Here is a 21,975-nt window from a genome sequence, read left to right as displayed (position 1 = left end):
CCGAAGATCAATCAATAAATTCCGCACCACCCATATATGGACGAAGTGCTTCAGGAATTTCAATTGAACCGTCTGCACGCTGGTAGTTTTCCATCACCGCAAGCAAGGTACGGCCAACAGCCAAACCAGAACCGTTCAGAGTATGCACAAATTCGGTTTTCTTCTGGTCGACACGGTAACGTGCTTTCATACGGCGGGCCTGGAAATCGCCCATATTTGAACATGAAGAGATTTCACGGTAGGTATTTTGGCTCGGCACCCAAACTTCAAGATCATAGGTCTTGGTTGAACCAAATCCCATATCACCACCACACAGAATAATTTTACGGTATGGCAGACCAAGTGCCTGCAAAATACCTTCAGCATGCCCGGTCAGTTCTTCCAAAGCCTGCATCGAATCTTCAGGTTTTACAATTTGCACCATCTCAACTTTGTCGAACTGGTGTTGACGAATCAAGCCACGGGTATCGCGACCATATGAGCCTGCTTCGCTGCGGAAACATGGCGTATGTGCGGCATATTTCAATGGCAAACGTTCAGGATCAATAATTTCGTCACGTACAAAGTTAGTGACCGGTACTTCCGCAGTCGGGATCAGGTAATATTCTTTTTCACCCTGCAATTTGAATAAATCTTCTTCAAATTTAGGCAATTGACCTGTACCGCGCAATGAATCTGCATTGACCAGATAAGGCACATAGGCTTCAGTATAACCATTTTTTAGGGTATGGGTATCCAGCATGAATTGGGTTAGCGCACGTTGTAAACGCGCCAATGGGCCTTTCAGAACACTAAAACGTGTACCGGTCAATTTGGTTGCCGTTTCAAACTCCAAACCGCCCATCCATTCACCCAGGTCAGTATGATCTTTGATTTCAAAATCAAATTGACGCGGTGTGCCCCATTTTAAAATTTCAACGTTGTCGTCTTCATCTTTACCCTCAGGTACAGATTCATGCGGCATGTTGGGAATACTCAAAGACTTGGTTTCAATTTCAGTTTGCAATTCAGCAAGTGCAACTTCAGCAGCTTTAATTTCATCACCAATGGCAGCCATACGTGCCATGATTTCAGATGCATCGCCACCAGATTTTTTAATTTGGCCAACTTGTTTAGCACCCGAATTACGTTCTGCTTGTAAAGCTTCAGTTTTCGATTGAAGCTCTTTACGGCGAGCTTCAAGTGAAGCCCACTCTTCTACATTCAGCTGTACACCACGTTTTGCCAAGGCTAAATTTACAGCCTCAATATTATTTCGGATTAATTTCGGGTCGATCATAGCCAATCTTTTGCAAAGAAAAAAACTGGCTATAGTGTAAGCGCTAAACACTAAAAAAGACAGTGATCGAGCGGACAGCTGTGGCTTATTAGAGCAAATTTATCCGATTTAAGTTGAAAAATTAAGACGATGGATACTTGGGCAAACTTGGCAGATATTCAGCTTTAATCAGTTTAGTGAGTGCAGAATAAGGCAAGGTCAGTTCAGTCATGCCTTCTGCATAGGAAGCCAGCTCATACAAGGGATAAACAAAGACAATACCATTGGCACCATAGTAAAAATTATCACTTAATTTCAGTTTTTCTCTATCTATACTGTGCTGTTCCAGCCAGATGCTGTTTGAATCATATAAAGTATTCAATAATTGCTGTTCTGCACCTTTGACCATAATATCTTGCAGTGCCAGACGCTTTTTGTTTTTCAAGTCAAAATTGACAAATTCCTGATGATACATGCCATGCGCAGCACCGGATGAATAGGTATAAGTTTGAATGGCAAAGGTTGCCCGGTCATACTGCTGACTGACAAAACGGATATAGGTCGAGCTTTGACTTAAATTGGGACTCGCTCCTTCGGCAGCATTGATCTTTTCATTGGGCGTGGTAGAAAATGCAATCGGATCGGCTTTTTTCACCCGATCGATAAAATAGTCATCCACCCATTTCAAGTTGCTCTTTACCGTCTGAATCTCATACTGGGTACAACCTTCCGCATCACAGACTTCCGGTTTGCTTAATTTCACAGGAACAACCTTGGCTTGAATTAATGGAATTGTAGAAGAAGCTTCCTGTTTTTCTACCTTAACCTGTTCCTTTTGCGGTGCAGGTCGCTCCTGACAACCTGCCATAACGAGTGCTGCCAAAGAAACCGGAACAGCCCAGAGCCATTGTTGATTCGTGCGTATTTTCATCTTATCTTAACAACCTAGTGCCTTTGATCATGCGGCTTCACTATACAAAGCCAGATCCCTGAATAACATTTAAAATATGTATCTTTAACCCTGTTTAGCTGAATAATGAGGCATTTGTATAAAAAATTGCCTGATTTTAAGATAGCTCAACCCAGTTATCGTGAAAACTCAAGGGCACATGCACACCCAGGATAATTCCTGCCTGAGACTGAAGTGTTAAATCTTACACCTTGAGAATCACTACTTTGGAAGATTCTGTATGGATATGATAGAGATAAGATAACAGATAGCCCTAGCCCTCTGCACATCCGCTGATTTTGAAATATTGTGCATTATGATGTTTAGGTTCGAGCTTGAACATATTCTTGTAGGGTGGTGCTGGGTGAATAAAAATTTCCCTCATTTTTAACAGCATATCCAATAAAAAAGCAGCCACACAGGACTGCTTTTCAATTTATGACGAACTCATAATTAAATATTATAAATCAATATATTATTGATCAATAATATCGGTACCTTTTGGTGGTGTAAAATTGAAGGTTGAAGAAGCAATCGATGGATTCAATTTCACATTATTAAAGCGCACATAGGTGGTTTGCCCCAATGAATCCTGCAAAATCATCAAACTTGGGGCCTTGTTCGCGCCAAAACTAATGGTCAGGCTTTGGAATGCACTGTCTTTCACTTTAGGGTACAAGGTGTAATAGGTCTTGCCTTTATCTGGTTGAGTGACACGATAAGACTTCATAATCTGACTGGTATTCCCCGACAATAATAACGCAGGCGTATTTGCCACCTGTTCATCCAGACTTTGACGGACGGCTTGCTGTAAATCGGGATCATAAATCCATACGGTTTTACCGGAAGTCACAATGGTCTGTTTGGCTGGACTGGTAGTTTCCCAGAAGAACTTGCCAGGACGAGCCACTTTCATCACCCCTTTAAAGGTTTGATTCATGTGTTGTCCGGTCAAGCCTTTTTTCTGCGGGGCTTTACCAGCAGAAGTCGCTTTTGTGGTTTGTTCAAAGTTAGCAGACAATGTGCGAATATTACTTAACTGCTTGACCAGATTGTTGGTTGCTTGCTGCTCCGATGCTGCTACAGGGGCAGCAAAAACAGTTGTACTCATTACCGGTGCAAGCGTTACAGCACCCAAGGTCATCGCACACAGAGTTTTACGAAGCATTTTCATATCATCACCTTTTTTTATTTGCAGTATCGCAATTTGTTCAATGCGTCCATCTTAAACCAATTTTTAATCCTAATAATTGAGAAAATAAGAAGTTTTGTATTGTTATTAATAGCCAATGTAGCCATTTCTACATCATGATGAAGATGGCAACCATTATTTCACCGATTTACAGACATAAAAAAACCCACATCAAATGTGGGTTTTTCGTACCATTAAAACTTATGCAGTTTCAACAGATACATAGCGACGGCCAAATTGACCTTTCACTTCGAATTTGATCACGCCATCAGCGGTAGCAAATAAAGTATGGTCACGGCCCATACCTACGTTTGCACCAGCGTGGAATTCTGTACCACGTTGACGAACGATAATGTTACCCGCAGTCACAGATTGACCACCGTACATTTTAACACCTAGCATTTTAGGGTTCGAGTCACGACCGTTACGTGTCGATCCACCAGCCTTTTTAGTAGCCATGTTTCATAATCCTCGTAATTAGCCTGAAATAGCAGTAATTTTCAACTCGGTAAACCATTGACGGTGACCTTGTTGTTTACGGTAATGTTTACGACGACGCATTTTAACAATACGGATTTTGTCGTGACGACCGTGGCTAACTACTTCAGCAGTTACTGTCGCACCAGCAACAACTGGAGCACCAATTTGAATGCTTTCGCCGTTTACAAGCATTAATACGTCATCAAACGTAATAGTTGTACCAGTTTCAGCTTTCAACAATTCTACTTTAAGGGTTTCACCCTCAACCACACGGTGTTGTTTACCACCGCTTTGGATTACTGCGTACATAATGTACTCCAAACATGCCCGTGTCGTCGTGCCGATAAAGGAATATATCGATCTTAATACGAACGCCACTGGGGGGATATATAAGGGCAAACATATTAAGTGATAATAAATCAAACAACAAGCCATTTAAGCGTTTTTTTGCACTTTGTCCGCAGTTTATTTTATAAACGATCAAAGCGTATTAAAAATGACCCTTTAGCTATGTATGTAGAGCTGACGTTTTGTCAATGTAATAGATTTTTAAACTCAATTCGCTAGTATAAAAACCCGAGTGCCAGTTCCATCACACATCTGGCTGGATAATAATAATGCGGTTAAATTTAAAACCATTTGCCTAGTCAGGTTTTAAACAACTATATTAAGATCTTCGCCTTATATCAGCTATAGTTGTTAAACTATAAATAAGCAATTCAATTTTTAGAGGTTTCTCTTCATATGGCCATCGATTTTAAGCAAGACATTCTCGCTCCTGTTGCTTCAGACTTTGCTGCGATGGACACATTTATCAATGAAGGAATCACTTCAAAAGTTGCCTTGGTGATGGCGGTAAGTAAACACGTGGTTGAAGCAGGCGGCAAACGTATGCGCCCAATCATGTGCCTATTGGCAGCCAAAGCCTGCGGCGCAGAAGATATCGAACGCCAGCGTAAACTGGCAGCGATTATTGAAATGCTGCATACCGCAACGCTGGTCCATGATGATGTAGTGGATGAATCAGGCTTGCGCCGCGGTCGTCCTACAGCCAATGCTACATGGAACAACCAAACTGCGGTTCTGGTCGGTGACTTTCTGATTTCCCGTGCTTTCGATTTACTGGTCGACCTGAATGACATGACCCTGCTAAAGGACTTTTCTACCGGTACCTGTGAAATTGCCGAAGGTGAGGTGTTGCAACTGCAAGCACAGCATCAGCCTGAAACCACCGAAAAGACGTATCTCGACATTATTCATGGTAAAACTTCGCGCCTATTTGAACTGGCCACTGAAGGTGCTGCCATTTTATCGGGCACGCCACAATACCGTGAACCCCTGCGCGTCTTTGCCGGTCACTTTGGCAATGCCTTTCAGATTATTGATGATATTTTAGACTATACTTCCGATGCGGAAACATTAGGTAAAAATATTGGTGATGATTTAATGGAAGGTAAACCGACTTTGCCATTAATCTCTGCCTTGCAAAAAACCACCGATGAAGAACATGAAATTGTTCGTCGTAGTATTGCCACCGGCGGTCTTAACCAGTTGGAACGGGTAATCGAGATTGTGCAAAGCTGTGGTGCTCTGGATTATTGCCGCCAACGTGCCACTGAAGAAACACAATTTGCACTGAACGCATTAGATGCACTTCCTGAGAGTGAATATCGCCAGGCACTGATTAATTTGGCGCAGCTTGCCCTCAACCGGATTCAATAACGGGATTTGAAAAATATAGTTTTAACCCTCGCCTATGCATATAAATTTTAATGATCTATTTTTAAAAATGCAGGAGCAGCTTGAATCCAGTCAGGCTGTTCTTGATGATTCACTGCTGATTGAGCTGGTGAACCGGATTCGCCCAGATGACTCGACCAATCTTGACGAAATTAACCATAAATTCCAGGCTTTTATCCAGGCACTGCTGCTTACACCCCATGCAGTTACTACCTTTCAGAATTTTATCTTAAAACTTATTAACCAATACAAGCAAACCAGTTTATATGCCGATACTGGCATTTTGTCTTTGGATGGTTTCTGGAATCAGCTCGCTCAGCGCCTGGGGGCGCATTTTCTTCCCCTGATTAATGATCAAAGCCAACTGCAAGATTTGGTACGGCGTGTTTTTTATCAGCGTAGTGACAAATACTGGCTGGATAGCATTGTCGATGCAGACTGGCAAAAACTCTTTGCTTTGATCAATCAGGGTCACAGCAATCAGCAAGACAAGCTTAAAATTAAAAGTGAGCTGATCAAGGCCATTACCATTTTATCTTACCGGATTAGTGGCATTGGGCTGTATCCGGAATTTATTAACGCCCATCCGGAACTTACCGAATATGAATCGCCGTTCTTGGTACAAAACCGGGAAATCAATGAATTTATCCAGCATTACAAGGCACTGCATCAAAACACCGATCCGATGGCCTTAATTGTTCCTCCAGACGCATCTCAAGCTTTGGTCATGATTGAGCAATGTCGGGATGTGGTATTAAAAATTCGTCGTGCCACCAAAAGAATTGGTGTGAGTTTAAGCCTGACCTATCTACTGTCATTACTGGAACAATGTCTGGACCGTATTGAACTGTTACTTAATCTGATTATGGATGAAGACCAGCTTCGCTATGAATCTTTAGGCTTGTTGCTGGTCGATATCACCCATGCCATTTATAGCGAGCGCAGTGTCCGGTCACTTTTAGCCTCCAATAGCGAACTGATTGCATTACAGGTCACCGAGAATGCCAGTAAAACCGGTGAACACTATGTAAGTACCGACAAGCAAGGTTTCTGGTCGATGTATAAATCGGCTGCAGGTGCCGGTGTCATTATTGCCACGATGGCCAGCTTAAAAATATTGGCTGCGCGAATGGCCATGGCACCCATCATGCAGGCCTTAGTCTTTAGCATGAATTATTCGTTCGGGTTTATGCTGATTCATGTCTTGCATTTTACCGTTGCCACCAAACAGCCCGCCATGACTGCCGCAGCACTTGCAGCAACGGTACAACAGACCAAAGGCTCTAAAACCACACAGATTGCTGAACTTGCCGCACTGATCATTAACATCATCCGCACCCAGTTCATTGCCATTCTAGGTAATATTTCCATTGCCATTCCTACTGCGGCCGTCATCACCCTGCTCTGGCAGTACGGCATGGATGAACCGCTTTTAACTCATGTCAAAGCCACCAAAACCTTACATTCCCTCAATCCATTTACCTCACTGGCCATTCCTCATGCAGCGATTGCCGGGGTGTGTCTATTCTTTTCAGGACTGATTGCCGGCTATTTTGACAACATGGCGGTGTACCGTAAGGTGGGTCCACGTTTACAGGCCCATGCAAACTTAAAACAGTTATTGGGGCAAGAACGCCTGAATAAATTTGCCGCCTATATCGAACGCAATTTAGGCGCATTAGCGGGGAACTTCCTGTTCGGAATCATGCTTGGCAGTATGGGCACCATCGGTTTTATTTTAGGGCTACCTCTGGATATTCGCCACATTGCCTTTGCTTCAGCCAACTTTATTCAGGGTTTGATTTGTATTAATGGCAGCCCTGAAATTGGCTTGATTATTGTGTCATTTTTAGGTGTATTGTTAATTGGTTTGACCAACCTGTTTGTGAGTTTTACTTTAACGATTATTGTCGCGTTACGTGCTCGCCGCGTTCGCTTTGAACAATGGAAGCCATTGGCCAAACTGGTACTCACCCACTTCCTGACTCGCCCCAGTGACTTTTTTTGGCCGCCAAAAACTCCATTAGAAGTAGATGAATTTTCAACACCGCAAAAATCGGCACTCAAGTAATTTGCTATTTTTGTTTTACTTCATGTTAAAAAATCGGTAAAAAGAAAAGCATAATTTACACATACTTGAAATAAAGTGTACTGATGAGTACACTTTAACCATTCATTAGTCATGCTTCAATCGACTAAGATAACAAAGGTTGCTTACATGCCTTATCTGTTGCTTGGTGTAGGATTTTTCTTATTTATTTTCAGCATATTAATGTTGGTTACGCCATTCTTGAATCACTTCGACTGGGTGATGATTGAATGGTTGAGCCAGCATCGTAGCGTGCCACTAAATAGAATATTCATCACACTTTCGACTATAGGCGGTATGCCATTTGTGTTATTTTTAACCACAGTCTGGTGTTTACAGCAGGCATGGTATAAAAAATTTACAAATGTTGTTTTTATTGGCATGGGGCTGATCGGAAGTACTGCCACGGTTTGGCTACTTAAATATGTAATTTCAAGACCTCGCCCACCCGAAATGTATCATCTGGTTGCAAGCTATGGTGCTGCATTTCCCAGTGCGCATAGCCTTTATGCCGCAACTTTGGGTTGTCTTGCAATTTATCTCAGTCAAAAACATCCCCAGCACATACTGGTTTGTATATGTGCTTTTATCTGGCTGTTTGTTATGGGAATTTCCAGGGTTTATCTGGGCGTGCATTTCCCCTCTGATGTCTTGGCGGGTTGGAGCATAAGTTTTATTTGGATCACACTACTTTATCTGCTGTATGCCAAATTAAGTAGAGAAAAAAGAAATTAGTTTTAGAGAAGAATCTAATCGAGGTGGAACAATGATGTCTGCAAAGCTATGGGCACCCGCCCTTACCGCTTGCGCATTAGCAACAAGTATTGCACTTGTTGGTTGTAGCAAAGATCCCAAGGATGCGCAGCAAGCTGCAGCAGCCCAAAAAATGCCACCGGCTGAAGTCGGTGTCATTGTTGCTCAACCCCAAAGCGTAGAGCAATCGGTAGAACTTTCTGGTCGTATGACGGCATTTGAAATTTCTGAAGTCCGTCCACAAACCAGTGGTGTCATTCTTAAACGTCTGTTTACTGAAGGAAGTTATGTCCGTCAAGGACAGGCACTGTATGAAATTGACTCGCGAACCAACCGTGAAACTGTCGCCAGTGCACGTGCTGCGCTCAACCGTCAGCAGGCCAACTTAAACCTATTACGCGTGAAAGAAGGACGTTACCGTCAACTTGTCGGCACCAATGCCATTTCAAAACAAGAATATGATGATATTGCTGCACAAGTAAAACTGGCTGAAGCGGATGTCGCGGCAACCCAGGCCGAACTTAAAAATGCAGAAATCAACCTCGGTTATTCTACCGTTCGTTCACCTATTTCAGGTCAAACCAACCGTTCAAGCGTCACTGTAGGTGCCCTGGTTACCGCAAGCCAGGAAGCACCTTTAGTGACAGTGCAACGCTTGGATCCGATTTATGTCGACATTAACCAGTCGAGTGCCGAGCTGCTGCGTTTACGTCAACAGTTGAGCCAAGGCAATTTGGGTAGCAGCAACAATACTAAAGTGAAGCTTAAGCTTGAAGATGGCAGTTATTACCCAATTGAAGGTCGTCTTGCATTTTCCGATGCCAGTGTGAATCCGGAAACCGGTACGGTAACGCTGCGTGCTGTGTTCCAGAACCCGAACCATTTACTGCTTCCAGGCATGTATGCAACTGCTCAAATCGTGCAAGGGGTTATTCCGAATGCCATGCTGATTCCTCAGGCAGCGATTACCCGTACCCCAACAGGTCAGGCGATTGCCATGATCGTGAATGCCAAAGGTGTGGTTGAAACACGTCCGGTTGAAACTGCCGGTGTGCAAGGCAAAGACTGGATTGTGACCAAAGGCTTGCAAACGGGTGAAAAAGTCATTGTTGATGGTATTGCCAAGGTGAAAGAAGGCGCAACCGTGGTTGCCAAACCTTACCAGCCTCAAGCTGCAGCACCTCAGGGTGCAGGTCAGCCTGCGGCAGATGCAAATAAAGCAGGCCAACCTGCTGGCCAAGCACAACCTAAAACTGAACAAAAAGCTACTTCAAATGCATAAGGGGTAGACTGAATGGCTCACTTTTTTATTCATCGCCCGATTTTTGCCTGGGTGATTGCATTGGTGATTATGCTGGCGGGTATTTTAACCCTCAGCAAAATGCCCATTGCACAATATCCGACCATTGCACCGCCAACGGTAACCATTGCTGCGACCTATCCAGGTGCATCTGCTGAAACTGTAGAAAATACAGTGACCCAAATTATTGAACAGCAAATGAACGGTCTGGATGGCTTACGCTATATTTCGTCCAACAGTGCTGGTAATGGTCAGGCATCTATTGCATTGAACTTTGAACAAGGCATTGATCCTGATATTGCACAAGTTCAGGTGCAAAACAAATTACAGTCCGCAACTGCCCTTCTGCCTGAAGATGTACAGCGTCAGGGCCTCAAGGTGACCAAATCGGGTGCCAGCTTCCTGCAGGTAGTTGCATTCTACTCGCCAGATGGTTCACTCTCTGATGCCGACATCAAAGACTACGTCAACTCGAATATTTCTGAACCGCTAAGCCGTGTAGCTGGTGTAGGTGAAGTTCAGGTCTTTGGTGGTTCTTATGCCATGCGTATCTGGCTCGACCCAGCAAAACTCAGCAGTTACCAGCTGACTCCAAGTGATGTTGTGACTGCACTGCGCACCCAGAACGCACAGGTTGCGGTAGGTCAACTCGGTGGTGCACCTGCTGTTGAAGGCCAGGTACTAAATGCCACTGTAAATGCACAAAGCCTGTTGCAAACACCTGAACAGTTCCGTGCCATTTTCTTGAAAAATGCCGGTTCCGGTGCAAAAGTGACTGTGGGTGATGTAGCTAAAGTTGAATTAGGCTCTGACACCTATCAGTTCCGGTCTAAATTCAACGGCAAGCCTGCTGGCGGTGTAGCAATTAAACTGGCTACCGGTGCAAATGCACTCGACACGGCAACTGCAGTAGAAGAGCGCTTGCAACAACTGCGCAAAAACTATCCAAGCGGTTTGAAAGACCAGTTGGCATTTGATACCACGCCGTTTATCAAACTTTCGATTGAAAGTGTGGTTCACACCTTAATTGAAGCGATTGTGCTGGTATTCCTGGTGATGTTCCTGTTCTTGCAGAACTGGCGAGCAACGCTGATTCCAACCATGGCCGTGCCTGTAGTGGTGTTGGGTACTTTTGCCATCATCAACCTGTTTGGCTTCTCGATTAACACCCTCACCATGTTTGCCATGGTCCTTGCAATTGGTTTGCTGGTGGATGATGCGATTGTTGTGGTCGAAAACGTGGAACGGGTAATGCAGGAAGAACATCTCGATCCGGTTACGGCGACTGAAAAGTCGATGCAACAGATTTCGGGTGCCCTGATCGGTATTACGACAGTATTAACCGCAGTATTCGTACCGATGGCATTCTTCAGTGGTACGACCGGTGTAATTTATCGCCAGTTCTCGATCACACTTGTGACCGCGATGATTTTATCCCTGGCCATTGCCCTGACCTTCACTCCTGCACTTTGTGCAACCTTGCTGAAACAGCATGATAAAGACAAGCCGGAAAGCAATGGTGTGTTCGCTCGCTTTTTCCGCTGGTTTAACCATGGCTTTGACCGCTTATCAGTCGGTTACCAGAAATGGGTAGGCAAACTGCTAATTCATAAAATCATTGCGGGTGCCATTTATGCTGTGGTCATCGCTGGTTTGCTGTTCATGTTTAAGAACCTGCCAAGTTCATTCCTGCCAAATGAAGACCAGGGTGTAGTAATGACGCTAGTTCAGCTTCCACCGAATGCCACACTTGATCGTACCGAAAAAGTGATTGATCAAATGAATGGTTTCTTTATGGAAGGTGAAAAGGCCAATGTCGATTCTATCTTCAGCGTTGCGGGCTTCTCATTCACGGGTATCGGTCAGAATGCCGGTTTAGCCTTCATTAAGTTAAAAGACTGGAGTGAGCGTACAACACCTGAATCTCAAATCGGTGCCATCATCCAGCGTGGTATGGCCCTGAACGTGATTGCCAAAGATGCCTCTTACGTGATGCCGTTGCAGCTTCCTGCAATGCCGGAACTGGGTGTTTCTGCCGGCTTTAACTTGCAGTTGAAAGATGCTGCAGGTAGTGGTCACGAAAAACTGATTACTGCCCGTAACATGATTCTGGGTATGGCAGCACAAGATAAACGTCTTGTCGGTGTGCGTCCGAACGGCCAGGAAGATACGCCGCAATACAAAATTTATGTTGATAATGAAAAAGCCAGCGCTATGGGCGTCAGTATTTCTGAAATCAACAGTACCATGAGTATTGCCTGGGGTGGTTCATACATTAATGACTTTATTGACCGCGGTCGCGTGAAAAAAGTCTATGTTCAGGCGGTACCCGATGCGCGTATGATGCCAGAAGATTTAAACAAGTGGTACGTACGTAACAACCTGGGACAAATGGTGCCGTTCTCTGCCTTTGCAACCGGTGAATGGACCTATGGTTCGCCACGTCTTGAACGTTATAACGGTATTGCATCGGTGAATATTCAGGGTACTCCTGCACCGGGCGTCAGCTCTGGTGATGCAATGCTCGCCATGGAAGAAATCATTGCTAAACTGCCACAAATGGGCATGAGCGGTTTTGACTATGAATGGACAGGTTTATCTTTAGAAGAACGTGAAGCAGGTTCGCAAACTGCGGGTCTATACGGGCTTTCTATGCTAATCGTGTTCCTGTGTCTTGCTGCATTGTATGAAAGCTGGTCTATTCCATTCTCGGTACTGTTGGTGATTCCTTTAGGTATTGTCGGTGCAATTGGCTTGACCTTCCTCGGCATGATCGTACTGAAAGATCCAAACTTGTCGAATAACATTTACTTCCAGGTCGCGATTATTGCCGTCATTGGTTTGGCTGCGAAGAATGCGATCCTGATTGTAGAATTCGCCAAGGAGCTGCAGGAAGATAAAGGCGAGCCTCTACTTGAAGCGACGCTTCATGCAGCGAAAATGCGTTTACGTCCAATTATTATGACCACCCTGGCCTTCGGTTTTGGTGTACTTCCGCTTGCCCTGGCTGCAGGTGCAGGTGCAGGTAGCCAGCACTCGGTCGGATATGGTGTACTGGGTGGCGTAATCAGTTCGACTTTATTGGGTATCTTCTTTATTCCGGTGTTCTACGTCTGGATTCGAAGTATCTTTAAATACAAACCTAAAAACCAAAATAATCAGGAGCAAGCATCGTGATGCAAAAGGTATGGTCTATTTCAGGTCGTAGCATTGCGGTATCTGCACTTGCGCTTGCTTTGACAGCCTGTCAAAGCATGCGTGGCCCAGAGCCCGTAGCTCAAGCAAATATTCCGGAACAGGGTTATTTAACCGCAAGTTCTGGACCTTCAATTGCTGAACAAGGTTATAAAGACTTTTTTGCCGATCCACGCTTGCTTCAAGTGCTTGATCTGGCATTGGCTAATAACCGTGATTTGCGTACTTCAACGTTGAATATTCAGCATGCACAGCAGCAGTACCAGATTACCCAGAACAACCAGCTGCCAACCATTGGTGCCAGTGGCAGTGTGCTGCGTCAGGACACAATGAACACCAAGGGTGCGATGACCAGCTACAATGTCGGCTTAGGTGTGACTGCCTATGAGCTGGATTTCTGGGGCCGCGTGCGCAGCTTGAAAGATAATGCTTTAGATACGTATTTAGCGACTTCAAGTGCGCGTGATGCGACTCAAATTGCATTGATAGGTCAGGTTGCACAAGCCTGGTTAAATTATTCGTTTGCCAATGCCAATTTAAAACTTGCCGAGCAAACGCTGAAAGCCCAGCTTGAGTCTTATAACCTCAATAAAAAACGTTTCGATGTCGGTATCGACAGTGAAGTTCCTGTGCGTCAGGCACAAATTTCTGTAGAAACGGCCCGTAACGATGTTGCCAATTACAAGACCCAGATTGCCCAGGCACAAAACCTGCTCAATTTGCTGGTTGGTCAGGCGGTTCCTGCAAACCTCTTGCCAAATCAACGTGTCACGCGTATTACCAGCAGCAATGCTTTAACTGCAGGCTTAGCAAGTGACTTGTTAAATAACCGTCCTGATGTCCGTGCTGCTGAATATAAACTTTCTGCAGCAGGTGCCAATATTGGTGCAGCCAAAGCACGCATGTTCCCGACCATCAGTCTGACCGGCAACGCAGGCTATGCCTCAACCAGCTTGAGCGACCTGTTTAAATCGGGTGGATTTGTCTGGTCAATTGGTCCAAGTATCGACCTGCCAATCTTCGATTGGGGCACACGTAAAGCTAACATCAAGATTTCAGAAACAGACCAGCAAATTGCCTTATCTGATTATGAAAAATCCATTCAGTCCGCTTTCCGCGAAGTGAATGATGCCTTGGCCATGCGTCAAAATATTGGTGACCGTCTGGCAGCGCAGCGCCGTCTGGTGGATGCAACCAATACCACTTACCGGTTGTCGAATGCCCGCTTCCGTGCCGGTATTGACAGCTACCTGACTGTACTGGATGCACAACGTGCCTCTTATGCTGCTGAACAGGGTCTATTGTTGCTTGAACAAGCCAACATGAATAACCAGGTTGAATTGTATAAGACTCTGGGTGGCGGTCTGAAAGCCAACACCGGTGATGCCGTTCAACAGGCACCTTCTTCGGCTGAACGCAAAGCGGCAAACAGCGCTCAGTAATGTTCAAATATGATAAAAAAGCCTGCGCCATGCAGGCTTTTTTATTGCTTTTTTAAACATGATTTCCTATCTTCAATAGATCCCATTTCATTTGAATATCAAAAAAATGCTGCTGAGTAATTTAGAAACCGTTCCAGGTCATACCATTAGCCGACAAATTGATGTGGTCTATGGCAGCACTGTGCGTAGTAAACATGTAGGACGTGACCTGCTGGCAGGCTTAAAAAATATTGTTGGTGGTGAACTGACGGCCTATACTGAACTGCTGGAAGAGTCGCGGCAGGAAGCCATGAACCGCATGATTGAAAAGGCCAGATTAATGGGCGCCAATGCCGTGGTTGGCATCCGTTTTTCAACCTCCAATATTGCCCAAGGTGCTTCGGAACTTTTTGTGTATGGCACAGCAGTTGTGGTGGAGCCAAACATTCCTAAACTTCCCGATCCATTTCAAGCGCAGGTCTAAGTGATGGATGGGTTAATTCTCCAGATAGTTGTTTTTGCCATTTTATTTGCACTCGGTTTTGGTTTCGGCAGATACAATGAACGCAAGCACCTGGATTCACTGGCGGAAAATGAACAGCGTTTGGCTTATATCACCCTGGATAATAGCCGTTTTAAAATATCTTCATATCCGGGGCAACTGGTGAGCAGCAATGTAGTAATTTCGCATGATTACTTTAAATATGTGATTGCCAATATCCAGAACTTTTTCGGTGGTCGTCTGACCAGTTATGAAAGTGTGGTGGAACGTGCCCGACGTGAAGCGATTGTCCGCTTGAAACTGGAAGCCGAGAAAATCGGTGCAACCCAGATTATGGGCTTACGCCTCAGTACCACAGAGATGGGCATGCAAGGCGGAATGGTGGAAGTGTTTGCCTATGGAACGGCGATTCAACTATAAGCCTAATCCTCCCCCGATAAAAGCAAAGTCCCTCTTTATTAAAGAGGGATTTAGGGAGATTATTGATAAATCTCCGGTTGCAGATTCGAAATATATTTCAAGTGCTCAAGGGAGGGATTATATCGTGACTAACATTTTACTATTTAGAATCCCCCTAAGTCCCCCTTTTGCAAAGGGGGACTTTAAAGCTTCTTCTTTTAAAATAGAAAGAGCTTTAATTATTTTACCTTAGCCTTGCGGATCATTTTATACAGGGTACTTGGCGATAAGCGTGACATCCATACCCCCAGTTTTTCTTTGGTTCCACCCACCACAATGTATTCTTCACCGTTCAGCAAAGCACTCAGCACGGTTTTGGCAAACGCTTCTGGCTCCAGACCATTTTCAATCGCTTCATCCTGATGCCCCTGCGGTTTGCCTTCTCCATTTAAGGCGTTGAAAGACACATTGGTTTTGACAAAACCCGGAAACACCACACTGACATGAACACCCTCTTGTGCCACCTCTGCGCGCAAGCTATTGGCCCACATGTGGATGGCCGCTTTTGCCGCTGAATATGAAGCACGGTACTGGGTACCCAATAAACCCGCCACGCTAGAAACAAAGATAATCCGTCCCGAATTTTGTTGCAGGAAGGTCGGCAAAACAGTTTTGGTCAGAAAAACTTGCGAAAAATAATCCACTTCCATAATGGCACGTTCAGTTTGCATGGTGGTGTCGGCAATTAAGGCTCGCTGGCTTAGGCCGGCATTATTAATTAACCAGTCAATACTCCCTTTCTGGTTCAGCACTTGCTCATAAGCATGACGAACCTGATTTTCATCAGTAATATCGGCAGCGACACAAATATGCTGATCAGGATGAGGTAAGCTTAAACGGACGTTTTCCAGTTCATCGATACGGCGTGCAGTCAGTACCACCTGTGCACCCTGCAAAGCACACTCCTGAGCAAGAGCCTTGCCTAAACCTGAAGATGCACCGGTAATCCATACCACTTTGTTGTTTAAACTGTCCTGCTGCGCCATGTTATGCTTCCTGTTTTAAATTACATTTCAGAATGGTTTGATCTATCATTTTTGGGCTCTGGGTTCAAAAACATCAGAAAATGATCAAGATAACGATGAGTATCTTGAGCATCATAATAAGTTCCAATTTTTTCCAAACGTTTATAGCCCATTTGCGTGGTCAAATGAATCACACCATTCAGGGTTTTATCAACCACTAAATTGAATTTCAACATTTTTTTAGGCTCACGTAACAAATAGGTCACGCCTTGATCGACCATTTCGGTAAAAGCTTTCAAGGCAGGTGAAACATATTGGCTATTTCCACTCTTGACTTGTTCCACACAACCTAACAGTTCCACCACCAGCACATGATCAACCTGATAGGAAATGTAGTATTGATCATTTTTTTCATGTGCCATTTCAATCAAATAATTGACCATTGGAGTGAGGCGGTCATTACCAAAAAATGACACCGACCACGGCATATATTTACGTACCGTATCTAAAATCTGTTGCACCACTTTTTCAGATTCCCGGTCACTGGAGGTAGATAAACGGGCAATTTCACCAAACACCTGATCAACAATTTCACAGGAGATATCCGCCAAGACTTCACCCAGCGGTTTCGCCAGACTTTCGCTTTTTCCCTGATTGAGTTGCTGGTGAATCTGCTGGAACCGTTGATGTGTTTCTGATTTTAATTTTAAAGAAATCATATAATTCATGGTGATCATCTCCTTTTTAGTATTGTTCTGCGATCATCTGCGCTGTTTTTATAATACTCTCATCATAGAACCGAATTATGTATGTGCCAAATGCTTAATTTTTGCATTTTCTTTAGCTGTCTCATCTGTCATTTTTTTTGCTACAATAACTGCAATTTTTTATTCACTTTTGATCTGTTTTCACTATGACTGATTCTGCGCAAAATATTGCTACGACCTACGATCCTACCGAGATCGAGAAAAAATGGTACCAAACTTGGGAAGAGCGCGGTTACTTCAAGCCGTCTGAAAAAGGCGAATCATTCTGTATCATGATTCCGCCACCAAACGTCACCGGTAGCTTGCACATGGGTCATGGTTTTAACAATGCCATCATGGATGCACTGACCCGTTTTAACCGTATGTCAGGCAAAAATACCTTATGGCAACCGGGTACGGACCATGCCGGTATTGCAACGCAAATGGTGGTAGAGCGTCAGTTGGGTGCAGAAGGCATCAGCCGTCATGACCTGGGCCGTGAAAAGTTCATCGAAAAAGTCTGGGAATGGAAAGAACAGTCTGGCGGTAACATTACCCGCCAAATCCGTCGTTTAGGTTCTTCGGTTGACTGGTCACGTGAACGCTTCACCATGGATGAAGGTTTATCCAATGCAGTGAAAGAAGTGTTTGTCAAACTGCATGAAGAAGGTTTGATCTACCGTGGTAAACGCTTAGTTAACTGGGATCCAAAACTGCAAACTGCACTGTCTGATCTGGAAGTAGAATCAGATAAAGAAGAAGCAGGTTCATTGTGGCACTTCAAATATTTCTTTGAAGACAAATCCCTGCGCACGCATGATGGTAAAGATTACATCGTAGTAGCAACGACTCGTCCTGAAACCTTGCTGGGTGATACAGCAGTTGCAGTTGCGCTGGATGATGAGCGTTATGCAGCGCTTGTTGGCAAGAACATCATCCTGCCAATTACAGGTCGTGCAGTTCCAATCGTTAAAGATGAATATGTAGACAAAGAATTCGGAACCGGCTGTGTGAAAATCACCCCTGCACATGACTTCAATGACTATGAAGTGGGTAAACGCTGCGAATTGCCAATCATCAACATCTTCAACAAAAATGCTGAAGTATTGGCTGAATTTGAATACATCGCGAAAGCGGGTAAGCAAATTTCTAAAACCATTCCTGCCCCTGCGGACTACATTGGTTTAGAACGTTTTGAAGCACGTAAAAAGTTAGTAGAACAAGCTGAAGCGGAAGGCTGGTTAGACCAAATCCAACCATATACGCTTAAACCACCTCGTGGTGACCGTTCGGGCGTGATCGTTGAGCCTCTATTGACAGACCAATGGTATGTGAAGATTGCGCCGCTTGCGAAACCTGCGATTGAAGCGGTTCAAGACGGTCGTATTAAGTTCGTACCTGAACAGTACAGCAACATGTACATGGCATGGATGAACAATATCCAAGACTGGTGTATCTCTCGTCAATTGTGGTGGGGTCATCGTATCCCGGCTTGGTACGATGCAGAAGGTAATGTATATGTTGGTCGTGACGAAGCTGAAGTTCGTTCGAAAAACAACATTCCTGCCGATGTTGAATTGAACCAAGACGAAGATGTATTGGATACATGGTTCTCTTCAGGTCTTTGGACATTCTCAACCTTAGGTTGGACTGGCGATGCCAAGAAAGATGCAGAAAACTACTTCTTAAATACGTTCCACCCGACTGATGTATTGGTGACTGGCTTTGACATCATCTTCTTCTGGGTAGCCCGCATGATCATGATGACCATGCACTTCATGAAGAATGAAGATGGTACGCCACAAGTGCCGTTCAAAACTGTGTATGTACACGGTCTGGTACGTGATGGCGAAGGCCAGAAGATGTCTAAATCTAAGGGGAACGTGCTTGACCCATTAGATTTGATTGATGGTGTTGATCTAGAAACTCTAGTACAAAAACGTACCACTGGTTTGATGAACCCGAAACAGGCTTCGAAGATTGAAAAATCAACCCGTAAAGAGTTCCCTGAAGGTATTCAGGCGTATGGTACGGATGCGGTTCGTTTCACCTTCTGCGCACTGGCCAACACCGGTCGTGACATCAAGTTCGACATGAAACGTGTTGAAGGTTACCGTAACTTTGCCAACAAAATCTGGAACGGTACGCGTTTCGTTATGATGAACGTGGAAGGTCAAACGGTAGGTCAAACGGCTCGTCCTGATCTTTGGGAATTGCCTGAACAGTGGATCATCAGCCGTCTGCAAAAAGCGACTGCTGCGGTACAAACTGCATTTGCAACCTATCGTTTAGACTTAGCTGCACAAGCGATTTACGAGTTCATCTGGAATGAATACTGTGACTGGTATGTAGAACTGACTAAACCTGTTCTGAACGATGAAAATGTATCTGAAGAGCGTAAAGCGGAAGTTCGTCGTGTATTGCTTGCGGTGATGGAAGCATCTTTACGTCTTGCACATCCATTAATGCCTTACCTGACTGAAGAAATTTGGCAAACGCTTGCACCTAAACTTGGCATCACTGGCGAAACGATTATGCTTGCGCAGTACCCGACTGCGGATGAGTCGTTGATGAATGACCAGGCTGAAGCAGATATGCAATGGCTACAAGGTTTGATTGGTGCGGTTCGTAACATCCGTGGTGAGATGGGCTTAGGTAATGCACGTTTGTTGCCTGTTCTTCTGCAAAATACCACTGAAGCTGAAAAAGCACAGATCACTCGTATTGAAGCGCTGTTCAAAGCACTGGCGAAAGTTGAAAGCATCACCTTCTTGGCTGATGGCGAACAACCACCTTTGTCATCATCTTCTGTTGTAGGTCATGTATCTGTATACGTTCCAATGAAGGGCTTGATTGATCCTAAAGCGGAATTGGGTCGTCTACAAAAAGACTTAGACAAGGTTCAAAAGCAACATGACCAAATTGCCAATAAACTTTCTAACGAAGGTTTTGTGGCAAAAGCACCTGCTGCTGTGGTTGAAGGCGAAAAAGTGAAACTTGCTGAGTTTGCTGACCAGTTAGCGAAGATTAAAGCGAATATGGAGCAAATTGCGGCGCTTTAATGCTGTAGTTTGATTCAAAAAATCCCCTCAAATGAGGGGATTTTTTATTCTTCGCCTTCTTCAATAATATCAATTTCATTTGTACTGAAAATAGAATCAATTTCATGCTCTTCATATTTTTGTTTTAACATAGTATAAGTTTCTGGGTTAGTAACCCCCCATGAATTAGTCGCCCCTAAAAAAGATAATTGAAAATATTTATTGATATCATCCAACATCATTACATCACGACATAAACCAAGGATGGTATTATTTTTAAGTATTTTATAATTTTGAATAACACGATTAATTAGTTTATCTAAATCATTTAAAGTCTCAATCCCGAAACTCTCCAATTCTTGAATCAACTTTTTCTCGCTCTCAATATTTAAAGATGATGATAAAGACAAATATTCTTTATATTTATTATTAATAAGTTGATTAATTCCGACAGTAGTCAATTCATAATCTAATTTATTTTCTTCAATATCATTATTTAAATTATTTTTATAATCTTCAATTTCTACTGTTAATCTATTAAATTCCATATCAGCAGATTCTAGTAACCCAGATAAAAGTTTAAATCTTCGATTTAAATAAGAAGGCAATTTACCGATAAGTTTATACCCACGATCATGTTCTATTTCAGCCCATGCATGTTCCAATGCTGTTCTAACCTGAATCTCAAAACATAATCCTTTATAAGCTGAAAATTCGGGTAATTTCTCTCGCTCTTTGCCTACATCACATACGAAATGTACTGAACGATATCCTACTTTTTCTTCGCCTAATTTTTCAGATTTATTAATACTGTCTTCAGTATGTACATTAAACATTGATGAAATAAGATTACACACCTTTTGAACATCTGCTTCAATTAATGTAATAACTCGAATACCAGCCAAATCAGTCATTGAAGTTGGGCTGTAATCTTTCTCTGAAAGTTTATCTTTAATTTTTTTGAGAAAGCTTTTTTTCGTCTTAGAGCGATATGGCACATCCACAAAACTAATTTTTTGTGAAATTAATGCATTTTTTAGGGTTACCGCAATAATTTCCGCTAATCCTTTGTAAGGATCAATATTATTGTCATACCACGACCCATGATCTTCTTTAGTTTTGATTTCAACTTTAGAATTCAACCTATACCCCTAGTTAAATTATTAATTATCTGTTTTATATCATTTTTAAAAAAGTCTATCACTCTATTTTTTAATTACCCTCACCCCAACCCTCTTCCACAGGGAGAGGGAGCGTCATTTGATTTAATACCTACGTGAATTTTGTATTGAAGTTCCCTCTCCTCTAAGGAGAGGGTTAGGGAGAGGTATTTTTTAGTTCAGTACATTTCCACCACAAATCCTCCAACACCACATCCGTCCTTCCCAACACATCATAATTCCAATAACGTACAATCGTTAAATCCAAAGCCTCTAAAAACTTAGTTCGCTCAGCGTCATATTCCCTTCCATCATCAGTACCATGCTGACTGCCATCCAACTCAATCACCAAACCAATTTCATGACAGTAAAAATCCAAAATGTATGGCGCAATCACATGCTGACGACGAAATTTGAGATTCATAAAACGCTTGGTACGTAAAAGTTGCCACATGAGGTATTCAGCATCGGTGGCTGTGTGGCGCATAGATTTGGCGAAGAGCAAAAGTTGAGGGTCAAGTTTCTTATTCATAGAAATTTTGTTTTTATTTTTTTGATGATTATAACAAATTTCCCTCACCCCGACCCTCTCCCAAAGGGCATAGGTATCTACACAATTTCCGAGCTTTGCGTTAAATTGAAGAGCATGCTCTTCAATTTCACATCTCTGGTCTGGATCAGCGTCTTGTCAAACGCTATAACAGCCTTGTAAAACTCAATATGAA

18 protein-coding genes are annotated in these 21,975 nt (G+C 43.5%); 9 read left to right on the top strand and 9 right to left on the bottom strand.

Features of this window, described 5'->3' with window-relative positions; translation table 11 throughout:
• Window positions 1-7: 7 nt before the first annotated feature.
• From serS to rplU, 5 genes are all read right to left on the bottom strand, one after another.
• Window positions 8-1,279: a serine--tRNA ligase gene (gene serS, locus FTT83_RS03075; protein WP_166170423.1), complete on the bottom strand. Its 1,272-nt coding sequence runs from the start codon at window positions 1,277-1,279 to the stop codon at window positions 8-10.
• Between the two features lie 121 nt (window positions 1,280-1,400).
• Window positions 1,401-2,189: an RsiV family protein gene (locus FTT83_RS03070; protein ID WP_180176214.1), complete on the bottom strand. Its 789-nt coding sequence runs from the start codon at window positions 2,187-2,189 to the stop codon at window positions 1,401-1,403.
• A gap of 493 nt (window positions 2,190-2,682) precedes the next feature.
• Window positions 2,683-3,381, bottom strand: a complete 699-nt coding sequence (gene lolA, locus FTT83_RS03065) for an outer membrane lipoprotein chaperone LolA (protein ID WP_180176213.1) — start codon at window positions 3,379-3,381, stop codon at window positions 2,683-2,685.
• 219 nt (window positions 3,382-3,600) lie between these two features.
• Window positions 3,601-3,858, bottom strand: a complete 258-nt coding sequence (gene rpmA / locus FTT83_RS03060; RefSeq protein ID WP_086196863.1) for a 50S ribosomal protein L27 — start codon at window positions 3,856-3,858, stop codon at window positions 3,601-3,603.
• A gap of 18 nt (window positions 3,859-3,876) precedes the next feature.
• Entirely contained in the window at window positions 3,877-4,188 is a 312-nt protein-coding gene (rplU, locus tag FTT83_RS03055) for a 50S ribosomal protein L21 (protein WP_086196864.1), read from the bottom strand.
• A 435-nt stretch (window positions 4,189-4,623) separates the two neighbouring features.
• Here rplU and sdsA point away from each other — a divergent pair, with 435 nt between their 5' ends.
• The 8 genes from sdsA to FTT83_RS03015 all read left to right on the top strand — a co-directional run bounded on the left by sdsA (window position 4,624) and on the right by FTT83_RS03015 (window position 15,299).
• The gene (gene sdsA / locus FTT83_RS03050; protein WP_086196865.1) at window positions 4,624-5,601 is read left to right on the top strand and encodes an All-trans-nonaprenyl-diphosphate synthase; all 978 of its coding nucleotides are present in this window, start codon (window positions 4,624-4,626) and stop codon (window positions 5,599-5,601) included.
• Window positions 5,602-5,635: 34 nt separating this feature from the next.
• Entirely contained in the window at window positions 5,636-7,690 is a 2,055-nt protein-coding gene (locus tag FTT83_RS03045) for a site-specific recombinase (protein ID WP_180176212.1), read from the top strand.
• A gap of 147 nt (window positions 7,691-7,837) precedes the next feature.
• Entirely contained in the window at window positions 7,838-8,443 is a 606-nt protein-coding gene (locus FTT83_RS03040) for a phosphatase PAP2 family protein (protein ID WP_180080653.1), read from the top strand.
• 31 nt (window positions 8,444-8,474) lie between these two features.
• Window positions 8,475-9,743, top strand: coding sequence for an efflux RND transporter periplasmic adaptor subunit (locus FTT83_RS03035; protein ID WP_180043201.1), 1,269 nt, complete (start codon window positions 8,475-8,477; stop codon window positions 9,741-9,743).
• Window positions 9,744-9,755: 12 nt separating this feature from the next.
• Entirely contained in the window at window positions 9,756-12,938 is a 3,183-nt protein-coding gene (locus tag FTT83_RS03030; protein WP_086196868.1) for an efflux RND transporter permease subunit, read from the top strand.
• Complete coding sequence (gene adeK / locus FTT83_RS03025; RefSeq protein ID WP_180176224.1) at window positions 12,938-14,398, top strand: multidrug efflux RND transporter AdeIJK outer membrane channel subunit AdeK; 1,461 nt, start codon at window positions 12,938-12,940, stop codon at window positions 14,396-14,398. Before FTT83_RS03030 ends, adeK begins: the two co-directional genes overlap by 1 nt.
• Before the next feature lie 106 nt (window positions 14,399-14,504).
• Window positions 14,505-14,861: a YbjQ family protein gene (locus FTT83_RS03020; protein ID WP_180043229.1), complete on the top strand. Its 357-nt coding sequence runs from the start codon at window positions 14,505-14,507 to the stop codon at window positions 14,859-14,861.
• 3 nt (window positions 14,862-14,864) lie between these two features.
• A complete protein-coding gene (locus FTT83_RS03015) occupies window positions 14,865-15,299 on the top strand; it encodes a YbjQ family protein (RefSeq protein ID WP_180043202.1) in 435 nt (144 codons plus the stop codon).
• 218 nt (window positions 15,300-15,517) lie between these two features.
• Here the strand turns inward: FTT83_RS03015 and FTT83_RS03010 are convergent, their stop codons facing one another.
• Entirely contained in the window at window positions 15,518-16,324 is an 807-nt protein-coding gene (locus FTT83_RS03010) for an SDR family oxidoreductase (RefSeq protein ID WP_180043203.1), read from the bottom strand.
• 20 nt (window positions 16,325-16,344) lie between these two features.
• Window positions 16,345-17,031 (bottom strand): hypothetical protein, encoded by a 687-nt coding sequence (locus FTT83_RS03005; RefSeq protein ID WP_180043204.1) that lies wholly within the window; start codon window positions 17,029-17,031, stop codon window positions 16,345-16,347.
• 185 nt (window positions 17,032-17,216) lie between these two features.
• On the opposite strand from FTT83_RS03005, the gene FTT83_RS03000 reads away from it, so the two are divergent.
• Window positions 17,217-20,111 carry a valine--tRNA ligase gene (locus FTT83_RS03000; RefSeq protein ID WP_180043205.1) on the top strand — a complete coding sequence of 965 codons (2,895 nt, stop codon included), beginning with the start codon at window positions 17,217-17,219 and terminating at the stop codon, window positions 20,109-20,111.
• Between the two features lie 44 nt (window positions 20,112-20,155).
• Here the strand turns inward: FTT83_RS03000 and FTT83_RS02995 are convergent, their stop codons facing one another.
• Window positions 20,156-21,232 (bottom strand): GTP pyrophosphokinase family protein, encoded by a 1,077-nt coding sequence (locus FTT83_RS02995; protein WP_180043206.1) that lies wholly within the window; start codon window positions 21,230-21,232, stop codon window positions 20,156-20,158.
• Between the two features lie 175 nt (window positions 21,233-21,407).
• On the bottom strand, window positions 21,408-21,782 hold the full coding sequence (locus FTT83_RS02990; protein WP_180043207.1) for an endonuclease domain-containing protein: 375 nt from the start codon (window positions 21,780-21,782) through the stop codon (window positions 21,408-21,410).
• Between the last annotated feature and the right edge of the window lie 193 nt (window positions 21,783-21,975).

It is taken from the genome of Acinetobacter sp. YH01018 (assembly GCF_013420295.1).
Lineage (GTDB): Bacteria > Pseudomonadota > Gammaproteobacteria > Pseudomonadales > Moraxellaceae > Acinetobacter.
The sequence above is the reverse complement of the archived record's forward strand: the minus strand, read 5'-3'. Positions and strand labels throughout refer to the sequence as shown.